A 25841-nucleotide genomic window follows, 5' to 3' on the forward strand; every position below is an offset into this window, starting at 1 on the left:
GGGACGAGAGTTACAGTCGCCTATGACCATCAGCGTGCGGTCCATCTCGACGGCAGTCCCTCCCACAGTCATCCAGCAGGCCGACATGCGTGACCTGCTCCTCGCCCAGCCCGAGCGCAGCCGCCTCGCCCGACGGCTGATCTCCGCGGCCTTCGACGCCTCGGCCATCGACACCCGGCACACCGTGGTCTCCGACCTCGCCCCCGACAGCCCCGAACGGCTCGACCCGGGAGCCGACGGTGTCGCAGCCCCGTTCTTCGTGGACCCCGCCGACGGTCACGTGCTCTCCCCGACCACGCGTCCTCGCAACGACAGGTACGTCGCCGAGGTGCCCGGGCTGATCCTCGACGCCGCCCGCGGCGCGCTCGCCGCCTCAGGCGGGCTCGGGACGGCTGACGTCACGCACGTCGTCACGGCCTCGTGCACGGGGTTCTTCGCCCCGGGACCGGACTACGTCCTCGTCCGCGACCTCGGTCTCCCCGCGACCACCCGGCGCCTGCACGTGGGGTTCATGGGCTGCTACGCCGCCTTCCCAGCGCTCTCGGCCGCCAGGTCCATCTGCGTCGAAGACCCCGACGCCGTCGTGCTCGTGGTCTGCGTCGAGCTGTGCTCCCTGCACCTGGAGGCCTCCGACGACCCCGACGTGATCGTCGCGTCGTCGGTCTTCGCCGACGGTGCCGCCGCTGCGGTCGTCACCGGGCGTCCCGCGCCGGAAGGGCACCTCGTGCTCGACCTCGACACGCTGCGCACCACGCTCACGCCCGTCGGCGAGCAGGACATGGCCTGGACGATCGGCGACCACGGCTTCGAGATGGTGTTGTCCAGGTACGTGCCCTCGATCATCTCCGCGCACATCCGCGGTGCCCTCGACCCCGTCCTGGCCGAGATCGGGACCGGCACCGAGACCGCTCACGCCGAGGTCCCCCGCTGGGCCGTGCACCCCGGCGGACGGTCTGTGCTCGACAAGGTCCAGGACGCCCTCGCCCTCGACGACGCCCAGATGGCACCCTCGCGCGACGTGCTCCGCGAGCACGGCAACATGTCGAGCGCGACGATCTTGTTCATCCTCGCCCGGATGCTCCAGGACGCCGCGGACAGCCCAGCCCCTGGAGAGCCGGAGCAGGTGTGCGCGATGGCCTTCGGGCCAGGGCTCACCGTCGAGTCGGCGCTGCTCACGCTGCGACGCTCGGACGGCGGCGACTGCGTGAGCGGGGACGAGCAGTGAGCGGGGAGCAGCACGCGGGCGGGGACCAGCGAATGGACGGCGCCAGGCGAGCGGACGGCGCCGGGCGAGCGAGCGGGGCGTCGTGCTGAACCGCTCTCTCGACCGCCTCGCCCAGGCGGTCGTCGGCCACAGCCTCGCCGACCGTGAGCTCGACGCCGAAGAGATCATGGACGACCCCGACTGCGACCTCGAGGGGCTGCGGCGCACCTACCAGCAGTTCGTCGTCGTCAACCGCCTCGTGTCTGGATGGCGCGGGGTCTACGTGCACAGGCTGCGTCCGCTGCTGTCGGCTGAGCGGACGACCACGCTCCTCGACATCGGGTCGGGCGGCGGCGACGTCCCCCGGGCGCTCGCCGGCTGGGCAGCGCGCGACGGCCTGCGGCTCGAGATCACCGCGATCGACCCCGACGACAGGGCGACCGCCTACGCCACCAGCCTGCCGCCGGTGCCGCACGTGACGTTCCGGCAGTGCTTCAGCTCCGACCTCGTCCGCGAGGGAGCACAGTTCGACATCGTCACCTCCAACCACGTGCTCCACCACCTCGCACCGCAGCAGCTCGACGGCCTGCTCGCCGACAGCACAGCCCTCGCGCGCCGCCTCGTGGTCCACGACGACATCGCCCGCAGCCCCCTCGCCGCGCTCGGATACTGGGTCGGGACCCTGCCGCTGCACAGGCGAGGTCGCCCGCACGCGTCCTTCGTGCGCGACGACGGTCTGCTCTCGATCCGCCGCAGCTACACCCCGGACGAGCTCACAGCCGTGCTGCCGGCGGGGTGGACCGTGGGACGGGCACCGTTCCGGGTGCTCGCTGTGCTGGACGTCGGCGGGGGTGCCGGGCCGAGCCGGAGGGCCGCGGCGGCGCAGGACGGGGCCGACCGTGCGTGACGTGCTGATCGTCGGGGCCGGGGCCGTCGGGCTCGCGCTGGCCGCTCGGCTGCTCGACGCCGGGCTCGACGTGGTCGTCTGGGAGCGACGCCCCGCACCGACCGGGCTGTCCAGGGCCATCGGGATCCACGCCCCCGCGCTCGACGTGCTCGCCGAGGCCGGCGTCGCGCAGCAGGTCGTCGACGAGGCCGTGCTCGTGCGCCAGGGCATCGCCCGCACCCGGGACAGGGTCCTCGGTGTTGTGCCCTTCGACGGGGTCTCACCGCGGTTCCCCTTCGTCGCGACCCTGCCCCAGGCCCGGACCGAGGAGATCCTGCACGCCCGCGTCGAGGCGCTGAGCCCGGGGAGCGTACGACGCGGGACCACGCTGCTCTCGCTCGTCGAGGAGCGTGACGGCGTGCGGGTGACCGGCATCTTCGACGAGCCTGGTGCTGGGGGTGCTGGGGGTGCTGGGGGTGCTGCGGGTGCTGGGGGTGCCCCCAGCACCAGCACCGGCACACCCCCCAGCGCCGTCGAGGAGACCGCACGCTTCGTCGTCGCGGCAGACGGGTCCCGCAGCACGGTCCGGGACCTGCTCGGCATCACCGCCCCCGTGCGCAGCTACCCGGACACCTACGTCATGGCAGACCTGCTCGACACGACAGGTGCGGGGTCCGACGCCGTCATCCACCTCGAGCGCGACGGGGTCGTCGAGTCCTTCCCGCTGCCCGGCGATCTGCGCCGCTGGGTCGTGCGCACCGACGCGAGGGTCGTCGACCCGACACCTGAGCAGCTCGCCGCAGTCGTCGAGCACCGGACAGGTGTCCCCGTCGACCCGAGCACGTGCAGCATGATCAGCTCCTTCACGGTCAGGCGCAGGCTCGCCGACCGCACGGTGCAGGGCCGCACGATCCTGCTCGGCGACGCCGCCCACGAGATCAGCCCCATCGGCGGGCAGGGCATGAACCTCGGCTGGCTCGACGCCGGTCGGCTCGCCCAGGTCCTGATCCCAGCCGCCCGGACCGGCACAGTCCCGACCGAGGCGCTCGCACGCTTCGACGCGGCGCGACGTAGGCGTGCACGCTGGGCCGCCCGGCAGGCGGAGGCCAACATGGCGCTCGGACGCCCGACGTCAGGGACTGCGGCGTCGGGTCGGGACGTGCTCCTCACCGGAGCCCTGCGCAGCCCGGCGCGGGGGATGCTCGCGTCGGTGTACGCCATGCGTCTGCTGCGCTGACAGAACCGCGGCAGCGAGAAGTCGTGACAGAGCGGGGCCGTGACAGAGCGGGGCCGTGGCAGCGCGGTGCCGAGACAGCGCGGTGCCGTGGCCCTCGCTGCCGTCGCGACACCCTGTGCGGCCTTGCGGCTCCTCGCGGTCCGGTGCCACCGCTACTCGACGTCCTCGGTCACGCCGTCAGCGCGGTGCCTGACAGCGCGAGCTGTGCTGCGACCACGAGGGACGCGACAATGATGAGCTGGAACAGCAGACGCCCCGGCGGGCGCGTCACCACGAGCACCACACCCCAGACGGCGATCCCGACGCACACCACCAGCGCCACGATCGCGACGACACCTGGGCTCTCGACCGACCCGGCCAGGACCGGACCGACGGCCACGAGCACGGCCGCCACGGCGAGCGCCACGAAGGCCACGATCCCTGACGGCACGCGTCCGAGCCTGTGCGGGAGGCCGTCGACGCCTGTGCTGGCGTCGTCGTCGAGGTCGGGCAAGACGTTGGTGAAGTGGATCGCGACCCCGAAGACCCCGCCCACCGCGAGAGCCCACCAGGCAGCCATCGCCGGTGGGTCGGCCGAGAGCGTCACCACGGCGGGCAGCAGCCCGAAGCTCAGGATGAAGGGGGCTACCGAGAAGGCCGTGCGCTTGAGGCCCAGGTTGTAGGCCCACCCGGAGGCGACGAGCACCAGGTGGGCGAGGGCCGCCTGCCAGCCGAGCGCGAAGGACGCGGGGACGGTGAGCCCAGCGGTCACCCACGCTGCGGTCCGCACGGTCTGGACCGAGACGTCTCCGCGGGCGACGGGCTTGTCCGTGCGGGCCACGGCGCGGTCACGGGCCGCGTCGACCCAGTCGTTGGAGAAGCCGATCGACAGCTGCCCGCACAAGAAGGCGACGCCCACCAGCACGACGGTCCAGGCCGGCAGCCCCGACCCGACCGCGAGCACCACCGCGAGGACCGTGACTGTGGCGGTCGGCCCGGGGTGGCTGGACAGCACGAGCGACCTCAGCGTGGCGAGCATGCGATCACCCTAGGGTCGCCCCAGACGTCGTGCCAGGTGAGAGCGCACGAGAGTGCTGGTGGGACGCGCCTCCCCGCCCGTCGTCAGGCCCGTGACCCTGCTCAGCCGGCCGCGTGCAGCGGGCGCCGAGCGACGAGCAGAACGTGGGTGTCGGGCCAGTCGACCCGCGAGCCGGTCTCGGCGTCGGTCAGGGTCACCCCGACGCTCAACCGGTTCTCGACCAGCCAGTCGTTGCGCCACGGGTGGCTCACCGGGTCGACCTCGAAGCCTGCGCCTGTGAGCAGCGCCGTCCAGTCGTCGAAGGTCAGGTCGCAGAACCTCTCGTGGCACTCGGACAGGTAGGAGTCTGTGTAGTCGCGGGTGTACAGGAACTCCGCGGCCGCACGCAGCGTGAGCTCGGCGACCGTCGGGCTCAGCCACGTCACGTCGCAGGCGCCACCCGAGAGCGCCGGGAAGTCTCGGGCGAACTGGCGCAGACGCCCCGCAGGACTCAGCGACGCGAGATGGGCCCGCACGTCGTCGGCGTCACGGCCCGTGAGGTCGACGGTCAGGTCTGGGCCTGCGTCGCCGGCCACGGTCGTCGTCTCGCGGGCAGGAGCGACCTCCTCCAGCCCAGCCACCGTCCCGCGCCCAGGCACAAGCTCTGGCGCTCGGCCTTCGTCGAAGGTCAGCCGCACCAGGCGGTCGCCGTCAGCGGGGCCGAGCACGTCCGAGCAGACCCAGACGCCCCCGGGCACCGTGTGCTCGAAGATGCGGTCGGCGAGCAGACGCAGGTCGTCGGTCCCCGCTCCGTAGCTCGAGATCTCGTGGGTGAGCGCGACGGTCAGCGTGGTGTCGACGCTCGCCGGGGCGAACACGGCGCCGCTGAGCAGGTTGCGCTGGGCGAAGAGCACGTTGGGGTTCTCGAAGACCCCCTGCGCCTTGCGGTGCTCGGCCTCGGCGACGAGGTGACGCGAGACGTCGACCCCGTAGAGGTCTGACTCCCCCAGCCGCGGGTCGCGCGCCGCACGCTCGAGCAGCCCGCCGGCCGCGCACCCCAGGTCGACGACCCGTCCGGGTTGCACGTAGGGCCCGACCTGCGCCCACTTGCGGTCCGAGCCCGCGTCGAAGTCGGCCGTGTACGTGCCGTAGTCCCGGGTGGCGGTGAGGTCGCCCTCGGCCGAGACCGTCGGGTCGTCGTGCACACGCCGGACCAGCTCGTCGAGGTGGTACCTGTCGACGACCTCCACGGCCTGCGGGTGGGCGAGGTCCCGCCAGCGCGGGTCGCCCGTCGCGAGCATCTCCAGGACGTCCCACGGGCGTGCCGGGTCACCCGGGTCGCCGGCCTCGACCGATGCGATGCGGAAGCCCTCAGCCGCGTACTGCTCCGCCACGGCAGGGGTCGAGCAGGCGACGACAGTGTCCTCGGGGCTCAGGAGCACGCCGAGCCCGGCCTCGACCGTCGCGACGACGGTGTGCGCGAAGCGCGGGCTCTGCGGGACGTCGGCGACAGGCACGACGAGCGAGGGCAGACCGGCGACAGTCGTCACCCGCTCGACCATCGCCTCGCGGCGGTGCGCGGGGACAGGGTTGCGGCGCGTCCCGCTGTGGGTCGCCGAGGTCACGGCCCAGACGACCTGGACGTCAGGACCGCAGACCACGGGCGTGCCCGCGGTGTCCAAGACCTGGCCAGCGACGAGCGCCGTGAGGTAGTCGACCTGGAAAGACGTCACGAGGTGGTGACGCCCGGGGAACAGGACGTAGCGCACAGGACAGGGCGGGACAGGAACGGGCGGTGTGGTCGGTGCAGGCACCGGGACAGCCTGCCACACCACCGGCGCTCCGAGCCCGCCAGGGCTAGCCTCGACTCAGGGGCTCGACCGCGCCCCCCAGACACCTCGGACGAGGCACCACCGAGAGGACCACCATGTTCAGTGCAGACCAGGCGTTCTGCGGGTTCGCCGTCGACGACACCGCCGCAGCCCGCAGCTTCTACGCCGACGTCCTCGGGATCGAGGTCACCGGCGACGACCACGGCATGCTCGAGCTCCACCTGGGCAGCGGCGCCCACGTCCTCGTGTACCCCAAGGACACACACCACCCCGCCGAGCACACCATCCTCAACTTCCCCGTGGAGGACATCGACAGCGCCGTCGACGACCTCCTCGGGCGCGGGGTGACGTTCATCCGCTACGAGGGCGTGGACGACCGCGGGATCATGCGCGGGCGCGGCCCGGACATCGCATGGTTCACCGACCCGGCCGGGAACATCCTCTCGGTCATCGGGCAGCCGACAGAGGGCTAGGCCCTGCTGCGCGAGCCTTCAGCGAGCCGTTCGCGTGAGGTTCCCCGACAGCCACGCGCAGCAGAGACGACAGACGCCCTGCGACCGGTCTGGTCGCAGGGCGTCTGTGATGCTGTCACCGGTCGAGGACAGGGCCGGGTCGTCGCCCTCGGGCGTCGACCGTCGTGTCAGGACTTGTCGCTGGTCGGACCCTCGTCGGGTCCCCGGAGGTCCTCGATCGCCGGGGCGCCGGGGTCGGGCTCGATCGCGATGTCCGCGACGGGAGTCGTGCGCAGCGCCTCGGCCTGTCCGGCCGGGACCCCGTCACGGCTGCGGGTCTTCGTGTCCCCGCCAGCCCGTGGCTCGTGGCTGCGGTGCGTGGTCGCCTTGACCTTCGCGATGATGTTCGCGAAGGGCGACACCGCAGGACGCTCGAGCGGCGCGTCGACCTCGAGACCGTAGTAGTCACCGATGTGGCTGAGGAACGCCGCCCGGCGAGCCTTCGCGTACGCCCGGTCTTCACGGGAGAACGCGATGTACGTCGACCAGCAGATGCCGATCATGATGACCGAGAACGGCAGCGCGATGATGATCGCCGCGGTCTTGAGCGCCTCGAGACCACCCGAGAGCAGCAGCGCGATGGCCAGGAGCGACGTCGCGCAGGCGAAGAACACCCGCACCCACGCCTTGGGCTCGGTCGCGCCGCCCGAGGCGAGCATGCCCATGACGAGCGACCCCGAGTCCGCCGAGGTGACGAAGAAGATCGCGATGAGGATGATCGCACCGATCGTCAGGACCGACCCGCCGGGCAGCTGGTCGAGGAGCGAGAAGAGTGCACCCTCGACGTTGACCGCACCGTTCTCGGTGAGGGTCCCGGGGTTGTCGAGCTCCATCTTCAGAGCCGTCCCACCCAGGACCGCGAACCACAGGGCCGTGATGATCGTCGGCACCAGGATCACACCGGTGACGAACTGGCGGACAGTCCGGCCGCGCGAGATACGGGCGATGAAGACACCGACGAAGGGCGCCCACGAGATCCACCAGCCCCAGTAGAACGTCGTCCAGGTGGCCTGCCACGCCTCACCGTCGGCGCCGGAGAACGCGCTCACGTTGAGCGCCGCACCGATGAAGCCCTGGAGGTAGTTGCCGATCGACTGGACGAACTCGCGCAGCAGGAACTGCGTCGGACCGACCGACAGCACGACCACCAAGATCACGGCTGCCAGCATGAGGTTGGCGTTCGAGAGCCACTTCATGCCCTTGGCGACACCCGAGAGCACCGAGAACAGCACGAAGCACGTGATGACGAGGATGAGGATCACGCTGAGCGTGGTCGACGGCTCGACGATCCCCGCGCTGTCGAGACCCGCGCCGATCTGCAGGACACCCAGACCGAGCGAGGTCGCGACACCGAAGAGCGTGCCGACGAGCGCCACGACGTCGATCGTGTCACCCCAACGGCCCTTGACCCGGCGCCCGAGCAGCGGCTCGAGGGTCCAGCGGATCGAGATCGGCCGACGGCGACGGTGGATCGCGTACGCGAGCGCCAGACCGATGACCACGTAGATCGACCAGGCGTGCACACCCCAGTGCAAGAAGGTCTGCGACATGGCCTGCTGGGCGAGCTGCGCCGGTGTCCCCTCGACGCCCGGGCGGGGCGTGACGAAGTGGCTGAGCGGCTCGCTGACCCCGTAGAAGACCAGACCGATACCCATACCTGCGGCGAACAGCAGGGAGAACCACGACATGATCGAGAACTCAGGCTCGTCGTCGTCGCGGCCCAGCTTGATGTCACCGAAGCGGCTGAAGCCCATCCAGAGGCAGAACACCACGAAGCCCGCTGCGAGCAGCACGTAGTACCAGTTGAAGTTCGCGACGATCGTGCCCTGGACCGAGGCGAAGACGCGCTCCGACGCGTCAGGGGCGAGTATCGCCAAGGTGGCGAAGACGAGGACGATGATGGCTGCGGGCCAGAACACCGCCCGGTGGATTCCGTTCTTGCTCGTACCTTCCATGGCGTGAACCCTAGGGGTTCAGGCCTCGCGCGGCATGCGGAGAGTACGTGAGCATCGCCTCACTCGCGACATCTACGGCTCTGTCGTTGGGCTCGCCCGGATCACGGCTGCCACCGGAGCAGGACCATACGGACACGTGAGCAGACGACAAGGAGCGGCGCTACACTCGGGCGGCTGCGCGCGTGCGCACGCCGCACTCGCGCCAGGAGTCATCGGGTCGGGATCGAGGAGGTCGGACGTGACGCACGACCGGCCCGTCGACCCCGACCTCGACACGGATGCGACAGACACAGCCGGCACGACAGTCCCCCAGCACCTGCGCTGGTCCAGCGTCGCGCTCGTCGCGCTCGGCGGGACGCTCGGCGCGGCGCTGCGTGAGCTCCTCGTCCTCGCGTTCCCTGTCACGGGCAGCCTCGACGTGGTCATCTTCTGCATCAACCTCAGCGGGGCCCTCGCCCTCGGTGTCCTCCTCGAGGCTCTCCTGCGCAGCGGTCCTGAGGACGACCGCCGTCGGCACCTGCGCCTGCTGCTCGGCACCGGCGTCCTCGGCGGGTACACGACGTACAGCACCCTCGCGACGCAGACCGCTCGCCTCGTGGGCGACGGCCAGGCTGGGCTCGCCGTGCTGTACTCCCTCGGGACGCTGCTGCTCGGCGCCCTCGCGACCTGGACCGGGATCGCCCTGGCCTCCTGGCTCCGACGACCGAGAAGCAGCCGGAGGTCCGCATGAGCGAGGTCAGCCCACTCCTCTTCCTCGCCGTCGCACTCGCAGGAGGGCTCGGCGCAGCCTGCCGCTTCGTCCTCGACGGGCTCGTGAGGTCACGGACCTCCGGTGACTATCCGCTGGGGACGATGATCATCAACGTCACGGGCTCGTTGCTCCTCGGGCTGCTCACGGGCCTCGGCCTCACCCACCTCGCCTCTGACGAGCTCGTCCTCGTCCTGGGGACAGGCCTGCTCGGGGGGTACACGACGTTCTCGACAGCCAGCATGGAGACAGTCCGACTGCTCCAGGCTGGCCGCTACGCCGCGTCCTTGCTCGCCGGCCTCGGGATGCTCGCCGCGTCCGTCGCCGCAGCCGGCCTCGGCCTGTGGCTCGGCGGGCTCGGGGGGTAGACGCGGAGCAGCGTCGTCCCCCGCACTCGTCGGGCCGTCCGACGGGTGCCCGACTACCCACCCCGCCCCGGCCTACGCGGCTGCGCGGCGACGACGCCTGGAGCGAAGGGGTCTTCGGGCCAGGAGTGCTTGGGGTACCGGCGGCGCAGCTCGGCGCGGACCTGCGGATAGCCCGTCGCCCAGAACGACGCCAGGTCAGCGGTGACCGCAGCAGGACGCCGCGCCGGGGACAGCAGGTGGAGCAGCAGCGGGACCCGCCCGCCCGCCAGGCGTGGTGCCTCGCGCCACCCGAAGGCCTCTTGGACCTTGAGCGCGGCGACGGGCTGGTCTGCGGAGTAGTCGACCTTGACGCTGCCCCCACCGGGCAGGGGCACCCGCTCGGGCGCGAGCTCGTCGAGGCGCCCGGCCTCCGGCCACGGGAGCAGCCGTCGCAGGGCTGACGTCACGTCGATGCGGCGCAGGTCGTCGGCGCGTCGCACCCGGGCGAGGTCGGTCCCGAGCCACCCGTCGAGCCCGTCGAGCAGGGCCTCGTCGCTCATATCGGGCCACGGGTCGCCGAGTGCGCCGTGCAAGAACGCCAGGCGGGCCCTGAGCGCGACGGCCGAGTCCTTCCACGGGAGGGCACCCAGGCCGTCGCGGGCGAGACCGTCGCGGACAGCCGCGACCACCCGCTCACGCGGCGGGTCGGTCAGCCTGTCGGAGGTCAGCTCGATCGCGCCGAGCGACGTAGTGCGCCGGGCGACGACGCGGCCGGACGTCCAGGTGACGGACTCGTCGTCGTGCAGGGACGAGGACGCCGCGTCGAGGGCGAGGTCTTCGTCGAGGGGCGCGGCAGAGCGGACCGTCGCGTCGCGGCGGCCTGCGCCGCGGTCGGCGTCGGCGACCGCGATCCAGTCGTACCCGCTGAGCGCCGACCCCGGGGCGAGGGCCGCGCCGGTGCCCGAGACCATGAGGTACGTCGAGCCGTTCGGACGTCGCCGCGCGATCCTGTCCGGGTGCGCGAGGGCGACGACGAGGCCGACCGTGAGGTCGAGGCTGAGCGAGCGGGTGCGCGCCGCCCCGCCCGAGGACCTGCGCGCGAGCGACTCGAGCCTGGAGACCTGACCGCGCCACGTCGGCGACGGCACAGACCCCGCCCGCAGCCCGCGGACCGCGGCGACGAGGTCGCCGCCGGGAGCGCGGACGTCCTCGGACAGGAGCGCGACGACCTCGGCTGCGGCGCGCGGGCCGACGACGTCCGAGCCGTCGAGGAGCGCGCGGGCCAGCCTCGGGTCGACCGGGACACCGGCGATCCGTCGACCGCGCGCCGTGACGGTGCCGTCCTCCTCGACCGCGCCGAGCCCGACCAGGGTCTGGCGTGCGACGGCGCTCGCCGCGGGCGGCGGTGGGTCCATGAGGGCGAGGGCCGACCCGTCGGGCGATCCCCAGCACGACAGCTCGAGCGCGAAAGACGTGAGGTCGGCCGTGAGGATCTCCGGGACAGGGTGCGCCGGGAGCCGCACGTGGTCGGCCTCCGTCCAGCACCTGTAGACGGCTCCCGGCCCTTCACGACCGGCACGACCGGCGCGCTGCTCGGCCGAGGCCCGGCTGACGCGGACCGTGACCAGTCCCGAGAGCCCGCGCCGGTGGTCGACCCGCGGCTCTCTGGACAGCCCTGCGTCGACGACGACCCGCACACCGGGGACAGTCAGCGACGACTCGGCGACGACCGTCGAGACGACCACCCGTCGGCGCGGTCCGGCGCTGAGCGCCAGGTCCTGCTGGGCTGTGGGCAGCCTGCCGTGCAGCGGACGGACGTCAGCATCGACACCGGCGAGCCGCCGCGAGACGACGTCGACCTCCCGCGCTCCAGGCACGAAGACCAGGACGTCACCCTCACGCTCGTCGAGCGCACGCCGGGTCGTCGCGGCCACGTGGTCGAGGAACGCTGGTGTGACACCGCGGTCGTCGAGGGCCACCACGCGGGACGGCGGCGGGGCCCACACCTGGACGACCGGGTGGAGCTCCCCCGGCACGGTGACCACGGGGACAGCCAGACCTGCGCCACCGACGACGGCGGCCGTGCGCTCGGCCTCGACCGTCGCCGACATCGCCACGAGCACGAGGTCCTCGCGCAGGTTCGCGCGCACGTCGACGAGGAGGGCGAGCGCGAGGTCGGCGTCGAGCTGACGCTCGTGGCACTCGTCGAGGACGACAGCGGTCACCCCGTCCAGGCCAGGGTCGCGCTGGAGCCGCCGGAGCAGCACACCCGTAGTGACCACCTCGACACGGGTCGAGGCACTCGTCGTCGACTCCCCGCGCACCGAGTAGCCGACAGTCTGGCCGAGAGGTTCGCCGAGCAGCTGGGCGAGGCGGCGCGCAGCGGCGCGGGCCGCGACCCGGCGAGGTTGTGTGACGACCACCCGGCCGGGACCGAGCAGGTCTGCGAGCGCGGGCGGGACCAAGGTCGTCTTGCCGGTCCCGGGCGGTGCCTGCACGACGACGGCTCCGCTGGTCCGCACGGCCTCTGCCAGGGCGGGGAGCGCGGACCGGACGGGGAGGTCGGGTGGGTCGGCGAGCAGTCGGGCGATCGGGTCGGCGGGCACAGGAGCATTCTCTCCTGTGCGCCGACGGGTGTGGTGCCGCTGACCTGCGAGAGGGACCTTCGGCACTGTCGAGCCCCCGGGGACTAGTGGGACGCTCGGCGGACAGGGGAGAACGAGCGGAGGAGGAGCGACGATGCTCTCGACCGAGGTGATCGAACGGGTGCTGGCGACTGCTGTGCGGGCGCCGAGCGTGCACAACACGCAGCCGTGGCAGGTGACGGTGCGTGGAGACGCGATCGAGGTGCGGGCCGACCCGGCCCGCGCCCTGCGTCATACGGACCCGCAGGGGCGTGAGGCGACGATCAGCTGTGGGGCGCTCGTCGACCACGCTGTCGTGGCTGCTCGCCGGGAGGGGCTCGACGCGCAGGTGGTCTTGCTGCCCGACGGGCCTGAGGGGCGGCTGGCGCGGATCGTGCTGTCTCAGGGCGCTGCCCCGAGCGCGTCTGAGCTCGAGCTGTCGGTGGCTGCTGTGCACAGGCGGACGAGCCGTGCGCTGCTCGACGACCTGGCCGTCGACGGTGCGGTCGCGCAGTCGCTCCAGGCTGTCGTCGCCGACGCCCAGGCTCATCTGGTGCTGCTGCCGGCCTCGAGCGCGGCGCGCGGCATCGTGCTGAGGGAGGTCGAGCGGGCTGAGCGCCTGGCCTCGGAGGACGAGGTGGGGACCACCGAGGAGGCCGTGTGGTCGGGTCCTTCGCAGGGGCGTGACGACGGGGTGCCTGTCGCGGACGGGTGGGAGAACCGTCCGGCACGCGCGGCACGACCAGGGTCGCGGCGTCTGACCGACCGGTACCGGGGCAGTCCGGACGCGCAGGAGCACGGCAGTGCGGACGCGCAGGAGCACGGTGCCGTCCTGGCGCTGCTCACGACGCCCTCAGACACCGCCCGGGACTGGCTGGTGGCGGGCAGGGCGCTGAGCCGCATGCTCCTCACGGCCTCCGTCCACGGGCTGGCGGCGTCCTTCGCGACCACGGTCCTGGAGAACCCGACGACCCGGCACGAGGTGGTCCGCTCGCTCGGGCTCGTCGGTGCCCCGCAGATGCTCGTGCAGCTGGGTTACGGCGAGCCCGGGCCGAGGTCGTCCCGGCGGCCTGTGACGGGGATGCAGAGGCGCACCGGATGATGCCCGGGCGATGAGAGGATTCACCCCATGACTGCCTCTCTCGTCGCCCGCGGGCTCGGTGCCGCGCACGCTGACCGCACCCTGTTCTCGGGGCTCGACCTCGTCGTGAGCCCCGGGGACGTCGTGGGGCTGGTCGGGGCCAACGGTGCCGGGAAGTCGACGCTGCTGCGGCTGCTCGCGGGCGCCGCGCAGCCGGAGGCCGGGTCGGTGTCGCTCTCCCCCGCCGATGCCATCGTCGGGTGGTTGCCGCAGGAGGTCGAGCGCGTCGCCGGCGAGACGGTCCGCGCCCACCTGGCGCGCCGCACCGGGGTCGCCGAGGCTCAGGCGGCCTTCGAGCAGACCACCGAGGCGCTCGGAGCCGGCGAGCCCGGCGCCGACGACGCCTACGCCGTGGCCTTCGACCGCTGGATGGCGATCGGTGCTGCGGACCTCGACGAGAGGCTCGGGGCTGTCCTCGCGGACCTCGGGCTCGACGTCGACCCTGAGCACCTCATGACGGGGCTCTCAGGTGGTCAGGCGGCCCGGGTGGGCCTGGCCGCGCTGCTGCTCTCGCGCTTCGACGTCCTGCTGCTCGACGAGCCGACCAACGACCTCGACCTCGACGGGCTGCGCAGGCTCGAGGAGTTCGTCGCCTCCCAGCGGGCCGCGGTGGTGGTGGTCAGCCACGACCGCGAGTTCCTCGCCCGGTGCGTCACCCGGGTGGTCGAGCTCGACCTCGCCCAGCAGCAGGTGTCCGTCTACTCGGGTGGCTACGAGGCGTACCTCGAGGAGCGTGCGACGGCGCGCCGCCACGCCCGTGAGGAGTACGACGAGTACGCGGACAAGAAGTCCGGTCTCGAGGCGCGTGCCCGGATGCAGCGGGGCTGGATGGCCAAGGGCGTGCGCAACGCTGCCCGCAAGTCCGACCCCGACAAGTTCATCCGGGCCGCGCACCGCGAGGGCTCGGAGAAGCAGGCGTCGAAGGCGCGCCAGACCGACAAGATGATCGAGCGCCTCGAGGAGGTCGTCGAGCCGCGCAAGGAGTGGGAGCTGCGCTACGAGATCTTGGCGGCCCCGCGAGGCTCGCGCGTGGTGGCGTCGCTCGCCGGAGCCGTGGTGCACCTGGGGACGCGAGGCGCCGAGGGCGAGGGCTTCACGCTCGGTCCGGTCTCGCTGGCTGTCGAGTCTGGTGAGCGGATCGCGATCACGGGGGCCAACGGCGCCGGCAAGTCCACGCTGCTGGGTGTGCTGCTCGGTCGGGTACCGCTCGACGAGGGCACGGCGTCCCTCGGTACGAGCGTCGCGGTCGGGGAGATCGACCAGGCGCGCTCGCAGCTCGGGGACGACGGGCCTCTCGCCCTCGCCTTCTCGCGTCAGGTGCCCGACTGGCCCGAGGCCGAGGTGCGGACGCTGCTGGCCAAGTTCGGGCTGCGCGGGGACCACGTCGGCCGGCCCGTGGCGTCCTTGTCCCCTGGGGAGCGGACGAGGGCTGCCCTCGCTCTGCTGCAGGCCCGAGGCGTGAACCTGCTCGTCCTCGACGAGCCGACGAACCACCTCGACCTGCCGGCGATCGAGCAGCTGGAGGAGGCCCTCGACTCCTACGACGGCACGCTGCTGCTCGTCACGCACGACCGAAGGATGCTCGACGCGGTGCGCGTGGACCGCCGGTGGTCGGTCGACGCGGGCCAGGTCACCGACAGCCCGGCATGACCTCGGCCGGGGCGCGGTCGTGGCTCGCCAGATTTTCCACCCGGTGCCGACGTGAGATTTTGTGGCGCAGGTCACAGTCGCTGGTTACTGTGACGACTATGGCGACCCTGACGAGCGCGAGCACGCGACCGTCGGCGCGCACGGCGAGCCACTGGATCGCCGCGGTGACCTCGGTCGTCCTGGCCTCCTCGGTCTCCTCGTGCAGCGCCCCGTCGGCCGACGTCACCGACGCCTACGCCTTCCTCGACGACGCGATGGACAGGTGCGGGACCGGCGACGACCTGCGCCTGCCGCCGAGCTATCTCAGCGGTGTCCCGGCCGAGGACTCCCCCGACGCGTCCTATGTGTACGACGTGGCCGTCACGACCATCGCCTACACGGCCCGCGGCACCCGCGACGACCTTGCCCGGGCGAAGACCCTCGCCGCGTCGCTCGTCTCCCTCCAGCAGTCCGACCCCGACGCCGACGGGCGGCTCCGCAACGCCTACGCGTGCACGGCGCCTTCCGGCGGCGAGCACGGATCGCTCACCGACGCGACGAGCACCGGCAACATGGCCTGGGCCGGGCTCGCCCTGCTGCAGGTGCACGCCGCCGAGGACGACCCCGCCACCCTCGAGGCAGCGGTGCGCCTGGGCACGTGGATCCACACCGTGACAGCAGACGACCGCGGCGCCGGCGGGTACACCGGCGGTCTCGGCGACGACGGCGACCCGGTCCTGTGGAAGTCGTCGGAGCACAACATCGACGTCGCCGCCTTCTTCCTCATGCTCGCCCAGGCCACAGGCGATCCCGTCTGGGGTACGCGGGCAGCTTCGGCGCTCGCCGTCGTGACCAGCCTGCAGGACCCGAGCACCGGTCACTTCTGGGTCGGGACCGAGACCGACGGCGAGACCACGAACACCGACGACTACGTCCCCGAGGACGTCCAGGCGTGGGCCTCCCTCGTGCTCCCCGGCGACGACGCCTCCCGCGCGCTCGACTGGGCGACCGAGAACCTGCTCGTCGGCGACGACGGTCAGCGCGGGGCCACGGTCGGCGACGGCGCCGACCCGAGCGGCACCGTGTGGCTCGAGGGCACCGCCCACCTGGCGTGCGGGCTGCGGGTCCGCGACCTCGAGCGCGACGCCGCGCTCGCAGAGGAGCTCCTCGGGACGGTGACCTCGGCCCAGGCCGACGGCCCTGACGGCACGCCCCGCGGCATCCCCGCAGCGACCCAGGACGGGACCGCCGGCGGCGACAGCACCATCTACGACGCCCTGCACACCGGCACGACAGCCTGGTTCGTGCTCGCAGCGCAGGGCTCCAACCCCTTCAGCGACGACGACCGCACCTAGGTCAGCACCCCCGCGAGCCCGCGCCCTCGTCCTCCCCACGGCGTGAACCTCCCTCCCCGGAGACCGCACGCAGCCCCACAGGCTGCGCAGTCCTCACCCTCCCCTGACGAACCGTCGTGGGTCACCCAGGTGACCTCTCCGGCCGGACCACGTGCCCCCTCCCCCGTCGTGCCGTGGCCGCCACCCCACCTCCGCTCCTCCGGCGCGCCCTGAGACGGTCCGCCGGCCCCGAAAGGACACCGACGATGGTGCTCTTCGCCCATACCCTCCTCTGCTTCGCCCTGCTCGGGACGGCCGCCGGCGCGCTCCTCAGCGCGCGCTGGCTCCGCCGCCACACCACCCACCCCGACATCGTCCGGCGCACGGCCTTCGCCTCGGCTGCGATCCTCGTCCCCGCCGCGACCCTCTGCACCGTCTGGCACCATTCCGCGCTCACCGGACCCACCTCGATGGTCGTCCAGGTCTTCGGGTGGGCGAGCATCATCCTGCTGCTGGTCGTCGTGCGCGGCACGATGATCTCCCCACCCGACGACGAGGTCGTGGTCCGCCCGCGCCGCGTCCTGGCCGTCGGGGCGCACCCCGACGACCTCGAGCTCGGCTGCGGCGCGACCCTGGCCCGCTGGATCGACGCCGGGTACGAGGTGCACGGTCTGGTCATGTCCAACGGCGAGCGCGGCGGCACAGGCGTCCGACCCTCCGAGGCCATCTCCGCAGGCAACTTCCTCGGCGCGAAGTCCGTCACCGTCCTCAACTTCCCCGACACCCGGCTCTCCGACACGAGCAGCGACATGGTCGTGGCGATCGAAGAGCTCGTGTCCAGGCTGCAGCCCGACATCATCCTCACGCACTCCTCCAACGACTCCCACCAGGACCACAAGGCCGTGCACCTGGCGACGCTGCGGGCCGCGCGCTTCCACACCACGCTGCTCTGCTACGAGAGCCCGTCGGCCACCACCCGGTTCCGCCCGACGGTCTTCGTCGACGTCGGCGGCTACGTGGACGTCAAGGTCCTCGCGATCGCGACGCACCGCGACCAGAGCGACAAGCCGTACATGACCGGGGAACGCATCCGGGCGACGGCCTCCTACCGCGGCGGGCAGGCCAAGGTGCGTCACGCCGAGGGCTACGAACCCGTCCGCGTGCTCGCGTCGATGACGACGGTGCTCCCGTGAGGCGCGTCGTGGTCACCGGCGCCCGCGGGCCGGCCGGGGCGAGCGTCGCCCGGCAGCTCGTCGAGCGCGGGCACGACGTCCTCGGGGTCGACATGAACCCCGCAGGCGACGGCCCCTTCCAGGTGCTGCGCGTCCCGCCGTCCCTCGACCCCACCTACCCTGACGCGCTCTTCGCCGCGGCGCACTGCTGGTCGGCCGACCTCATCATCCCGACGGTCAGCGAAGAGCTCACGCTGCCCGCCCTCCAGGAGACCTCCCGCGAGTGGTCCGTCGTCATCGGGCCCAGGAGCGCCGTGTCGATCGCGAGCGACAAGTGGTCCACCTACAGGGTGCTGCTCGAGGCCGGGGTCCCGGTGCCCGCCAGCACCCTCGGGTCCTCGGGCTGGCCGGCCGCGGCAGGTGCGCTGGCCGGCTACGACGGGCCGCTCGTCTCCAAGCCCCGCCACGGGCGCGGTGGCCGCGGGGTCGTCGTGCACCCGCACCCGGAGCCTCTCGGGCTGACGTCGGACAGCATCGTGCAGGAGTTCGCCCCCGGGACCGAGTACGCGGTCGACCTGCTCGTCTCCTCGCGCTGGGGGACGGTCGACGTCGTCGCGGTCCTCGAGAAGACCGCGCTCGCCCAGGGCGACGTCGGCAACGGGACGTCGGTCCGCCGGCTCGCGCCCGGGCAGCCGGCCGACGTGGTCGCTGCTGCCTCCGACGCCGTCCTGGCGATCGGGCTCACCGGCCCCGCCGACGTCGACGTGCGCCGCCGCCACGACGGCAGCGTCGTGGTCCTCGAGATCAACGCGCGACTCGGGGCGCACAGCGCCCACGTGCCCGAGATCTGCACGGGGATCCTCGACCACTACCGCGTCCTGGCCACCCGGTGAGCGGCTGGACGCTGGTGCTCCAGCTGCTCGTGCTGCCGGCCGTCGTGCTCTCGCTGGTCGAGGCGGCCTACCTGCCGCTGGCCCTCGTCGCGCACGCGCACCGGCCACCCGACCCGCTGCGGGTCTCGGCCAACCCCTTCGTGTCGGTCATCGTGCCAGCCTTCGACGAGGGCAAGGTGCTGAGGCGCTGCGTCGAGTCGATCCTCGCCGACAGGTACCTCCACAAAGAGGTCGTGCTCGTCGACGACGGCTCTCGCGACGACACGTGGGAGGTCATGCAGTCCTTCGCTGGGCGGCCCGGGGTGGTGGTCGTGTCGCAGGCGAACGCCGGGAAGGCGGCCGCGCTCAACCGCGGCATCGCGCGCAGCCACGGCAGCATCCTCATGTTCGTCGACGCCGACGGCGTGTTCTCCGGGTGGACCATCCGCGGGATGCTGCGAGGCTTCGACGACCCACGGGTCGGTGCGGTCTGCGGCAACGACGCACCCGTCAACCTCGACAGGCTGCAACCACGGCTGCTGACGCTGCTCACCCACGTGACCGCGATGGTCCGCCGGGCGCTCGCGCAGGTGAACTGCCTGACGATCGTCTCCGGCAACTGCGGAGCGGTCCGCCGCGACGTGGTCGACGAGATCGGCGGCTTCACCGAAGGTCTGCTCGGCGAAGACCTCGAGCTCACCTGGCGGGTCAGGCGCGCCGGGTACAGGGTGTCCTTCCAGCCCAAGGCCATCGTCTATGCCGAGGTCCCTGCGGGCATCCGTCCGCTGTGGCGCCAGCGTGTGCGCTGGGCGCGCGGGTACCTGCAGACGCTGTGGATCCACCGCGACATGATCGGGCGGACGCGGCACGGGATCGTCGGGCCCTACCTGGCCGTCAACGCGCTGTCGATGGTCGTCGCACCAGTCCTGCAGATGGTCGCGCTCGTCGTCATCGTCGGGATGGCGCTCGACGACTCGACGACCCTCTACGGGACCCCCGCGAGCATGCTGGCCTGGGTCCTGCTGCTCTACCCGGTGCTGTCCGTCGTCGTCTCCGCAGCCCTCAACGGGTCGTTGCGCGACCTGCGGTTCTTCTACGTGCTCGTGGTCATGCCGGTCTACTCGACGGTCATGAACGCCGTGATGATCACCGCGATCGTCCAGCAGGTCCGCAGGCGTCCATCGCGGTGGAACAAGCTCGAACGGACCGGGGTGTCGTCCAGGACCGGGATCCCCGACGGGGTGCGGGCCTGACGTCGGAGGTACCGGTCGGCTGCGTGGTGCGACGTGGACCGACGGTCCTACGGACTGCCAGGACCTGTCGATATGATGGATCCATGAATTCAGGAATCGGGGATGCGCACCGTCCGGTCTACGAGATCAAGGCGAACCTCTTCAAGGGCCTGGCCCACCCGTTGCGCATCCGCGTCCTGGAGATCCTGGCGTCGGCCGACGAGGTCTCGGTCGCGCAGATGCTCGAGCAGACCGGGCTGCAGGCCTCGCACCTCTCCCAGCACCTCTCGGTCCTGCGCCGGTACCACCTGGTCACCTCGGAACGTCGCGCGAGCATCGTCTACTACAGGCTCGAGTTCGGCGAGGTCGCCGAGCTGCTCGCCGTCGCCCGGGTCCTGCTGCGCAAGGTGCTGGACACGTCGACGTCGAACATCCCCCTCGCCGACGAGATCGCCGCGGCGGCAGCAGCACCTGCACCCGACGTGCGACCGTGAGGGCCTCGTTCCGGCGTCTGCTGCCGAGCCTGGACGACTACCGCGACCTGCGGACCTCCTGGAGGGCAGACCTGCTCGCCGGCATCACGGTCGGCGTGGTCGCCCTCCCGCTCGCCCTCGCCTTCGGGGCGAGCTCGGGCGTCGGCGCGCAGGCGGGGCTCGTCACGGCCATCGTGGCCGGGCTGGTCGCTGCGGTCTTCGGCGGTTCGCCCGTGCAGGTGTCGGGGCCGACGGGGGCGATGGTCGTCGTCCTCGCGCCGATCGTGGCCACCCACGGGGTCGGGGCTGTCGCCGCGGTGAGCGTCGTCGCGGGGGTGCTCGTCGTCCTCGCCGGGGTCTTCCAGCTGGGCCGCACCGTCGGGTTCATCCCGTGGCCCGTGATCGAGGGCTTCACCGTCGGGATCGGTGTGATCATCGCGCTCCAGCAGGTCCCGGCGGCCGTCGGGTCGCACGGGGGCTCGCACAGCACCAACGCTGCGGTCGCTGCCGCAGACGCCGTGACCGGCGCCGCCTGGCCCGCGGCCCTGCTCCCGGTGGGCGTGGCGCTCGGCGTGATCACCCTCATGCTCGTTCTGCACAGGCTCGCGCCCCGGGTACCCGCGTCCTTCGTGGCCATCGCCGCGGCGACGGCTCTGTGCACCTGGACGGGGGCTGACGTCCAGACCATCGGCGCGATCCCGTCCTCGCTGCCCGCCCCGACGCTCCCCGACCTCTCCGGCGCCGTCGCGCTCCTCGGCCCCGCGCTGGCCGTCGCCGCGCTCGCGGCGATCGAGTCGTTGCTCTCGGCCCGGGTCGCCACCACCATGTCGGGCGGACCGCGGGTCGACGCCGACCGTGAGCTCGTCGGTCAGGGACTTGCCTCGGTGGCCTCGGGCCTGTTCGGGGGGATGCCCGCGACCGGCGCCATCGCCCGGACCGCCGTCAATGTCCGCGCCGGCGCGCGCACCCGGGCCGCAGCCGTGGTCCACGCGCTCGCGCTGCTCGCGATCGTGTACCTCGCCGCCCAGGTCGTCAGCCACATCCCGCTCGCCGCGCTCGCCGGGGTCCTGCTCGCGACAGCGGCCCGGATGGTCAGCCCGACGGTCGTGCGAGCCGTGCTCACCTCGACCCGCGCCGACGCCGCGGTCTTCGTCGTCACGGCGGTCGTCACGGTCGCCGTCGACCTCGTGGTCGCCGTCCTGGTCGGGCTCGCCGCGGCCGCCTTCTTCGCCCTGCGCAACCTCAGCAGGACGGCCGCGGTCACCCGCGAGGTCCTCCCGGGGCCGGCGCAGCCCGGGGACGAGCGCATCGCCCTCGTCCGCGTGGACGGCGCACTCTTCTTCGGGGCGTCGGACCGCCTCGTCGACGAGATCACGCAGCTCGGCCAGGTCGACGTCGTCGTCCTGCGCCTGTCGCACCTGCGCCTGCTCGACGCGACAGGGGCGCGGGCTCTCGCAGGGCTCGTCGAGACGATCGAGCGCAACGGGACCACGGTGATCGTCAAGGGAGTCCGTGCTGAGCACGCAGCACTGCTCGAGAGGCTCGACGTCACAGCCTCCCGCCACCCGGACCACCTGCACACCGACCTCGACGCTGCCGTCGCCCACGCGCGCAGCCACGTGGTGGTCGAGCAGCCTGAGGGCTGAGGACGTGCAGCGGTCCCCGACGCGGGTGGCGGCTGTCACATGCTCGTGCCACGGTGGTCCGAGGCTGACATCCGTCGACGAGGGGATCTGACATGGCACTGCGCTGGTACTCGACCGTGGTCGAGTCGCACGACCACCGGGCGCTGGCCTCCTGGTGGGCCGAGGCGCTGGGGTGGACCGTGACCTACGAGTCGGACGACGAGGTCGCGCTCGTGCCGCCGTGGGCCGACGAGCTCGGTGGTCGGCTGCCCTTCGAGCAGGTGCCGCCCGGGCTCGTCTTCGTCCCGGTCGAGCACCCGAAGTCCGGCAAGAACCGGCTGCACCTCGACCTCGCCCCGCACACGAGCGACGACCGCGACGCCGAGATCGCCCGGCTGCTGTCGATCGGGGCGACCCGGGTCGACGTGGGGCAGGGACCCGAGGTCACCTGGGAGGTGCTCGCCGACCCTGACGGCAACGAGTTCTGCGTGCTGTCGTCGCGGGACAAGTAGCAGGCTCGACGATGGAGGCGGCCTGCCGTCGTCGTCGTCGTCGGAGACGATGGGACGCGACGCTGTGCGGTCGAGGCAGCGGACTGCGAGCCCCGGCCTGTCCCGGTGTCCACGTACTCTGTGGGCCATGACGACGCAGGACCACCGCCCCCGCACGGTCGGGCCGCGCCACCACGCCAGGGCCCGGGCGAGCGAGAGCCGGCAGCTCCCGCTCTACGACGCCGGGTCCGTCGAGGTGCCGTACGTCATCCAGGGCGCCGCAGAGGTGATCACCCGCGACACGTGGTGGGACGAGCACTCTCACCCGACCCACGAGCTGCTGTGGAACGAGCGAGGGGCCTCGACCGCGACGGTCGGCACGCGGACATGGACCGTCACACCCAGCGTCGGGCTGTGGGTGCCGGCCGGGGTGCGGCACACAGGATGGACACCAGCAGGCACCTGGCAGCGCGCGGCGCAGTTCAGCTCGCACGCCGTGCCCTCGATCTCGGCCGACCCCGTTGCCGTCGACGTGACCGCGCTGCTCAGCCTGCTGCTCGACAGGCTGAGCGAGGACGGCCTCTCCGACGCCTCGCGGGCGACGACCGAGGCGATGGTCCTCGACGTCCTCGCCCCGGCCCAGACCCAGCTGCTCCTCCAGGTCCCCACCTCGCCCCTGCTCGCACCCGTGGTCGAGGTGCTGCGCGGCGACCCCGCCGACCAGACGACCCTGGCGGGCTGGTCCGCGCGCCTGGGGGTGAGCAGCCGGACGGTGACACGGACCTTCGTCGCCGAGACCGGGCTCGGGTTCTCCCAGTGGGTCGCGACGGCGCGGGCCCAGCACGCGATCGCGATGCTCGCGCGGGACGAGGAGATCGACGACGTCGCCCGAGCTGTCGGCTACGGCTCGGCGAGCGCCTTCGGGACAGCGTTCCGCAGGGTCACCGGGGTCAGCCCGGGGCGGTTCCGCTCGATGTGATGCGGAGGCGCTCTCCTGGCGTCTCCAGTGCCACCGTCACAGGCGTCGTCACCGTCGACATCCCTGCTGCCACAGTCGTCACCGCTCCTGTCCGTATCGAGCAATCGGGCGTCTCAACTGCTCGATTGCCTTCCAGGTCAGGTCACACTATCTTCGGTTAGGCAATCCTTAGCCCGCTGTCGACGACGCGGTTCGAGGTCTGCTCCACCCGACCAGGTGCCGCCCTCCCGGACGCCGTCGACAGCCTGGCCCGCGCCCCGCGCGGCGGCCCGAGCGCCGACGGCAGACCGCGGTGGCAGGTCCTGGTCGACCAGCACCTGTCTGCTCCTGACTGCATGCACCTGCGGCTCACCGCCGGGTGCTGCACAGCCACCGGAAGGCCACCATGTCCCGCTCTCCCCGCCTGCTCGCGCTCTCGACCGCGGCGCTGCTCACCGTCGGCCTCGCGGCCTGCTCCTCCGACTCCCCCGCTGCTGAGTCGACGAGCGCCTCCGGCTTCGAGCCCATCACGATCGAGCACGCCCTGGGCACCACGACGATCGAGACCAAGCCGGAGCGCGTCGCGACAGTCAACTGGGCCAACCACGAGGTCCCCCTCGCCCTCGGTGTCGTCCCGGTCGGCATGGCCGCCGCGAACTTCGGCGACGACAACGGCGACGGTCTGCTCCCCTGGGTCGACGAGAAGCTCGACGAGCTCGGCGCCGAGACGCCCGTGCTCTTCGACGAGACCGACGGCATCGACTTCGAGGCCGTCGCCGACACCGACCCTGACGTCATCCTCGCCGCGTACTCGGGCCTCACGCAGGAGGACTACGACACCCTCTCCGAGATCGCTCCCGTCGTCGCCTACCCCGAGACCGCCTGGGGCACCTCGTGGCGCGACATGATCACCCTCAACAGCGAGGCCATCGGCATGGCCGACGAGGGCGAGCAGCTGATCTCCGACCTCGAGACCGAGATCGCCGACAAGGTCGCGGCCTACCCGCAGCTCGAGGGCACCTCTGCGATGTTCCTCACGCACGTCGACACGACCGACCTCAGCCAGGTCAGCTTCTACACCTCGCACGACACCCGCGCCATGTTCTTCGAGGACATGGGGATGACCACACCCGAGAGCATCGCGACGGCCTCGGCCACGACCGACGTCTTCTCGCTCACGCAGAGCGCCGAGCAGGCCGACGCCTTCTCCGACGTCGACGTGATCGTCACCTACGGCGGCGACGAGCTCGTCACCGCCCTCGAGGCCGACCCGATCCTGTCCCAGGTGCCGGCCGTGGCCAACGGCTCGATCGTCAACCTGCCCGGCACGAGCCCGCTCGGCACCGCGGCCAACCCGACCCCGCTGTCGATCTCGTGGATCCTCGACGACTACCTCGAGCTGCTCGCCGCAGCGGCCGACAACGCCAAGTGACACCAGCACCCCCCAGCCCGGCAGCGTCGGCGGCCACCGTGCCGTCGACGCCCGCCGGGCCGACAGCCTCGGGCGCCGCAGCACTGCGGCGCCCGAGGCGTGTCCGCGCCCTCTGGCTGCTCGTCGTCCTCGCCGTCCTGCTCCTGCTCGTGGTCGCCTCCGTCATGGTCGGCTCGCGCGGGGTGGGCTGGTCTGACGCTGTCGCCGCCCTCGGCGGGTCGACCGAGGGCTTCGACAGGGCTGCCGTCGCCAAGCGCATCCCGCGCACGCTGCTCGCCGTCGTCGCCGGGGCCGCCCTCGGTGTCTCCGGGGCGCTCATGCAGGGCGTCACCCGCAACCCCCTCGCCGACCCGGGGATCCTCGGCATCAACATGGGGGCCTCCCTCGCGGTCGTGACGGGTCTGGCCTACTTCGGGCTCACCGCCGCCTCGAGCTACGTCTGGCTCGCGATCGGCGGCGCGGCCGTCACGGCAGTGTTCGTCTACACCGTCGGCTCGCTCGGGCGCGGCGGGGCCACACCGCTCAAGCTCGCCCTCGCCGGGGCCGCGACCTCGGCCGCCCTCGCCTCCTTCGTCAGCGCCGTGGTCCTGGGCCGCAACGACGTCGCCGGTGGTGTGCGCTCCTGGCAGATCGGCGGGGTCGGCGGAGGCACCTACGACAGCATCAGCCAGGTCGCCCCCTTCCTCGTCGTGGGCTTCGTCCTCGCGCTCGCCTCGGCCCGCAGCCTCAACTCCCTCGCCCTCGGCGACGACCTCGCCGCCGGGCTCGGAGAGCGGGTCGCGATCGCCCGCGGCGTCGCGGCGCTCAGCGCCGTCGTGCTCTGCGGGGCCGCGACAGCCGTCACCGGGCCGATCGGCTTCGTCGGGCTCGTCGTACCCCACGCGTGCCGCCTGCTGGTCGGCGTCGACCACCGGTGGCTGCTGCCCTTCTCGGCCCTCGTCGGAGCAGCGCTGCTCACCGGTGCAGACGTCCTTGGGCGCATCGCGACCCGGCCCAGCGAGGTCGACGTCGGGATCGTCACCGCGCTCGTCGGTGCTCCGTTCTTCATCTACATCGTCCGCCGGCAGAAGGTGCGCGCACTGTGAGCACGACCCGGTCGACCGACGGCGCCCCGGGAAGCATCGCGCCTGTGGGAGAGAC

General features: G+C 72.4%; 22 protein-coding genes. 18 read left to right on the top strand and 4 right to left on the bottom strand.

Features of this window, described 5'->3' with window-relative positions; all coding sequences use genetic code 11:
- The first annotated feature begins 22 nt into the window (after window positions 1-22).
- The 3 genes from SANBI_RS09235 (at window position 23) to SANBI_RS09245 (ending at window position 3327) form a co-directional block, all read left to right on the top strand.
- Window positions 23-1225 (top strand): type III polyketide synthase, encoded by a 1203-nt coding sequence (locus tag SANBI_RS09235; protein WP_319161060.1) that lies wholly within the window; start codon window positions 23-25, stop codon window positions 1223-1225.
- An 82-nt stretch (window positions 1226-1307) separates the two neighbouring features.
- On the top strand, window positions 1308-2111 hold the full coding sequence (locus SANBI_RS09240) for a class I SAM-dependent methyltransferase (protein WP_319161063.1): 804 nt from the start codon (window positions 1308-1310) through the stop codon (window positions 2109-2111).
- On the top strand, window positions 2104-3327 hold the full coding sequence (locus SANBI_RS09245; protein ID WP_319161065.1) for an FAD-dependent oxidoreductase: 1224 nt from the start codon (window positions 2104-2106) through the stop codon (window positions 3325-3327). Before SANBI_RS09240 ends, SANBI_RS09245 begins: the two co-directional genes overlap by 8 nt.
- 169 nt (window positions 3328-3496) lie before the next feature.
- On the opposite strand, the gene SANBI_RS09250 is transcribed toward SANBI_RS09245, so the two are convergent.
- Both SANBI_RS09250 and SANBI_RS09255 read right to left on the bottom strand, forming a co-directional pair.
- Window positions 3497-4345: a UbiA family prenyltransferase gene (locus SANBI_RS09250; RefSeq protein WP_319161067.1), complete on the bottom strand. Its 849-nt coding sequence runs from the start codon at window positions 4343-4345 to the stop codon at window positions 3497-3499.
- 101 nt (window positions 4346-4446) lie between these two features.
- Window positions 4447-6138 carry a methyltransferase domain-containing protein gene (locus SANBI_RS09255; protein ID WP_319161069.1) on the bottom strand — a complete coding sequence of 564 codons (1692 nt, stop codon included), beginning with the start codon at window positions 6136-6138 and terminating at the stop codon, window positions 4447-4449.
- A gap of 113 nt (window positions 6139-6251) precedes the next feature.
- Here SANBI_RS09255 and SANBI_RS09260 point away from each other — a divergent pair, with 113 nt between their 5' ends.
- Complete coding sequence (locus tag SANBI_RS09260) at window positions 6252-6629, top strand: VOC family protein (protein ID WP_179913643.1); 378 nt, start codon at window positions 6252-6254, stop codon at window positions 6627-6629.
- A gap of 167 nt (window positions 6630-6796) precedes the next feature.
- Here the strand turns inward: SANBI_RS09260 and SANBI_RS09265 are convergent, their stop codons facing one another.
- Window positions 6797-8623: a BCCT family transporter gene (locus SANBI_RS09265; RefSeq protein WP_319161072.1), complete on the bottom strand. Its 1827-nt coding sequence runs from the start codon at window positions 8621-8623 to the stop codon at window positions 6797-6799.
- 238 nt (window positions 8624-8861) lie between these two features.
- On the opposite strand from SANBI_RS09265, the gene SANBI_RS09270 reads away from it, so the two are divergent.
- Window positions 8862-9353: a fluoride efflux transporter FluC gene (locus SANBI_RS09270; protein WP_319161074.1), complete on the top strand. Its 492-nt coding sequence runs from the start codon at window positions 8862-8864 to the stop codon at window positions 9351-9353.
- Window positions 9350-9739: a fluoride efflux transporter CrcB gene (gene crcB, locus SANBI_RS09275; RefSeq protein ID WP_179913640.1), complete on the top strand. Its 390-nt coding sequence runs from the start codon at window positions 9350-9352 to the stop codon at window positions 9737-9739. Before SANBI_RS09270 ends, crcB begins: the two co-directional genes overlap by 4 nt.
- Before the next feature lie 53 nt (window positions 9740-9792).
- Here the strand turns inward: crcB and hrpB are convergent, their stop codons facing one another.
- Window positions 9793-12324 carry an ATP-dependent helicase HrpB gene (gene hrpB, locus SANBI_RS09280; protein ID WP_319161077.1) on the bottom strand — a complete coding sequence of 844 codons (2532 nt, stop codon included), beginning with the start codon at window positions 12322-12324 and terminating at the stop codon, window positions 9793-9795.
- Between the two features lie 133 nt (window positions 12325-12457).
- Between hrpB and SANBI_RS09285 the strand changes: the two genes are divergently transcribed.
- The 12 genes from SANBI_RS09285 (at window position 12458) to SANBI_RS09340 (ending at window position 25786) form a co-directional block, all read left to right on the top strand.
- Window positions 12458-13444, top strand: a complete 987-nt coding sequence (locus SANBI_RS09285; protein WP_319161079.1) for an Acg family FMN-binding oxidoreductase — start codon at window positions 12458-12460, stop codon at window positions 13442-13444.
- A 27-nt stretch (window positions 13445-13471) separates the two neighbouring features.
- Window positions 13472-15133 carry an ABC-F family ATP-binding cassette domain-containing protein gene (locus tag SANBI_RS09290; RefSeq protein ID WP_319161081.1) on the top strand — a complete coding sequence of 554 codons (1662 nt, stop codon included), beginning with the start codon at window positions 13472-13474 and terminating at the stop codon, window positions 15131-15133.
- Between the two features lie 98 nt (window positions 15134-15231).
- On the top strand, window positions 15232-16467 hold the full coding sequence (locus SANBI_RS09295; protein ID WP_319161083.1) for a hypothetical protein: 1236 nt from the start codon (window positions 15232-15234) through the stop codon (window positions 16465-16467).
- A 245-nt stretch (window positions 16468-16712) separates the two neighbouring features.
- On the top strand, window positions 16713-17639 hold the full coding sequence (locus SANBI_RS09300; protein WP_319161085.1) for a PIG-L deacetylase family protein: 927 nt from the start codon (window positions 16713-16715) through the stop codon (window positions 17637-17639).
- Complete coding sequence (locus SANBI_RS09305) at window positions 17636-18511, top strand: ATP-grasp domain-containing protein (protein WP_319161087.1); 876 nt, start codon at window positions 17636-17638, stop codon at window positions 18509-18511. The genes SANBI_RS09300 and SANBI_RS09305 overlap by 4 nt, the downstream gene beginning before the upstream one ends.
- The gene (locus SANBI_RS09310; protein ID WP_319161089.1) at window positions 18508-19743 is read left to right on the top strand and encodes a glycosyltransferase family 2 protein; all 1236 of its coding nucleotides are present in this window, start codon (window positions 18508-18510) and stop codon (window positions 19741-19743) included. Before SANBI_RS09305 ends, SANBI_RS09310 begins: the two co-directional genes overlap by 4 nt.
- Window positions 19744-19826: 83 nt before the next feature.
- Window positions 19827-20216, top strand: coding sequence for an ArsR/SmtB family transcription factor (locus SANBI_RS09315; protein ID WP_056132948.1), 390 nt, complete (start codon window positions 19827-19829; stop codon window positions 20214-20216).
- Window positions 20213-21841, top strand: coding sequence for a SulP family inorganic anion transporter (locus SANBI_RS09320; RefSeq protein ID WP_319161092.1), 1629 nt, complete (start codon window positions 20213-20215; stop codon window positions 21839-21841). The genes SANBI_RS09315 and SANBI_RS09320 overlap by 4 nt, the downstream gene beginning before the upstream one ends.
- A 92-nt stretch (window positions 21842-21933) precedes the next feature.
- A complete protein-coding gene (locus tag SANBI_RS09325) occupies window positions 21934-22332 on the top strand; it encodes a VOC family protein (protein ID WP_319161095.1) in 399 nt (132 codons plus the stop codon).
- Between the two features lie 127 nt (window positions 22333-22459).
- Window positions 22460-23290 (top strand): AraC family transcriptional regulator, encoded by an 831-nt coding sequence (locus SANBI_RS09330; protein WP_319161097.1) that lies wholly within the window; start codon window positions 22460-22462, stop codon window positions 23288-23290.
- Window positions 23291-23675: 385 nt separating this feature from the next.
- Complete coding sequence (locus tag SANBI_RS09335; RefSeq protein ID WP_319161100.1) at window positions 23676-24701, top strand: iron-siderophore ABC transporter substrate-binding protein; 1026 nt, start codon at window positions 23676-23678, stop codon at window positions 24699-24701.
- Window positions 24698-25786, top strand: a complete 1089-nt coding sequence (locus SANBI_RS09340; RefSeq protein ID WP_408669748.1) for a FecCD family ABC transporter permease — start codon at window positions 24698-24700, stop codon at window positions 25784-25786. The genes SANBI_RS09335 and SANBI_RS09340 overlap by 4 nt, the downstream gene beginning before the upstream one ends.
- The last annotated feature ends 55 nt before the right edge of the window (window positions 25787-25841 follow it).

This window comes from Sanguibacter biliveldensis, assembly GCF_033798665.1.
GTDB classification, from domain to species: Bacteria; Actinomycetota; Actinomycetes; order Actinomycetales; family Cellulomonadaceae; genus Sanguibacter; species Sanguibacter inulinus.

Excerpts from the sequence above, each read along its gene's own strand:
- SANBI_RS09235 (WP_319161060.1), top strand. The coding sequence starts at position 23 with ATGACCATCAGCGTGCGGTCCATCTCGACGGCAGTCCCTCCCACAGTC.
- SANBI_RS09250 (WP_319161067.1), bottom strand. The coding sequence starts at position 4,345 with ATGCTCGCCACGCTGAGGTCGCTCGTGCTGTCCAGCCACCCCGGGCCG.
- SANBI_RS09260 (WP_179913643.1), top strand. The coding sequence starts at position 6,252 with ATGTTCAGTGCAGACCAGGCGTTCTGCGGGTTCGCCGTCGACGACACC.
- SANBI_RS09265 (WP_319161072.1), bottom strand. The coding sequence starts at position 8,623 with ATGGAAGGTACGAGCAAGAACGGAATCCACCGGGCGGTGTTCTGGCCC.
- crcB (WP_179913640.1), top strand. The coding sequence starts at position 9,350 with ATGAGCGAGGTCAGCCCACTCCTCTTCCTCGCCGTCGCACTCGCAGGA.
- SANBI_RS09285 (WP_319161079.1), top strand. The coding sequence starts at position 12,458 with ATGCTCTCGACCGAGGTGATCGAACGGGTGCTGGCGACTGCTGTGCGG.
- SANBI_RS09290 (WP_319161081.1), top strand. The coding sequence starts at position 13,472 with ATGACTGCCTCTCTCGTCGCCCGCGGGCTCGGTGCCGCGCACGCTGAC.
- SANBI_RS09295 (WP_319161083.1), top strand. The coding sequence starts at position 15,232 with ATGGCGACCCTGACGAGCGCGAGCACGCGACCGTCGGCGCGCACGGCG.
- SANBI_RS09300 (WP_319161085.1), top strand. The coding sequence starts at position 16,713 with ATGGTGCTCTTCGCCCATACCCTCCTCTGCTTCGCCCTGCTCGGGACG.
- SANBI_RS09315 (WP_056132948.1), top strand. The coding sequence starts at position 19,827 with ATGAATTCAGGAATCGGGGATGCGCACCGTCCGGTCTACGAGATCAAG.
- SANBI_RS09325 (WP_319161095.1), top strand. The coding sequence starts at position 21,934 with ATGGCACTGCGCTGGTACTCGACCGTGGTCGAGTCGCACGACCACCGG.
- SANBI_RS09330 (WP_319161097.1), top strand. The coding sequence starts at position 22,460 with ATGACGACGCAGGACCACCGCCCCCGCACGGTCGGGCCGCGCCACCAC.
- SANBI_RS09335 (WP_319161100.1), top strand. The coding sequence starts at position 23,676 with ATGTCCCGCTCTCCCCGCCTGCTCGCGCTCTCGACCGCGGCGCTGCTC.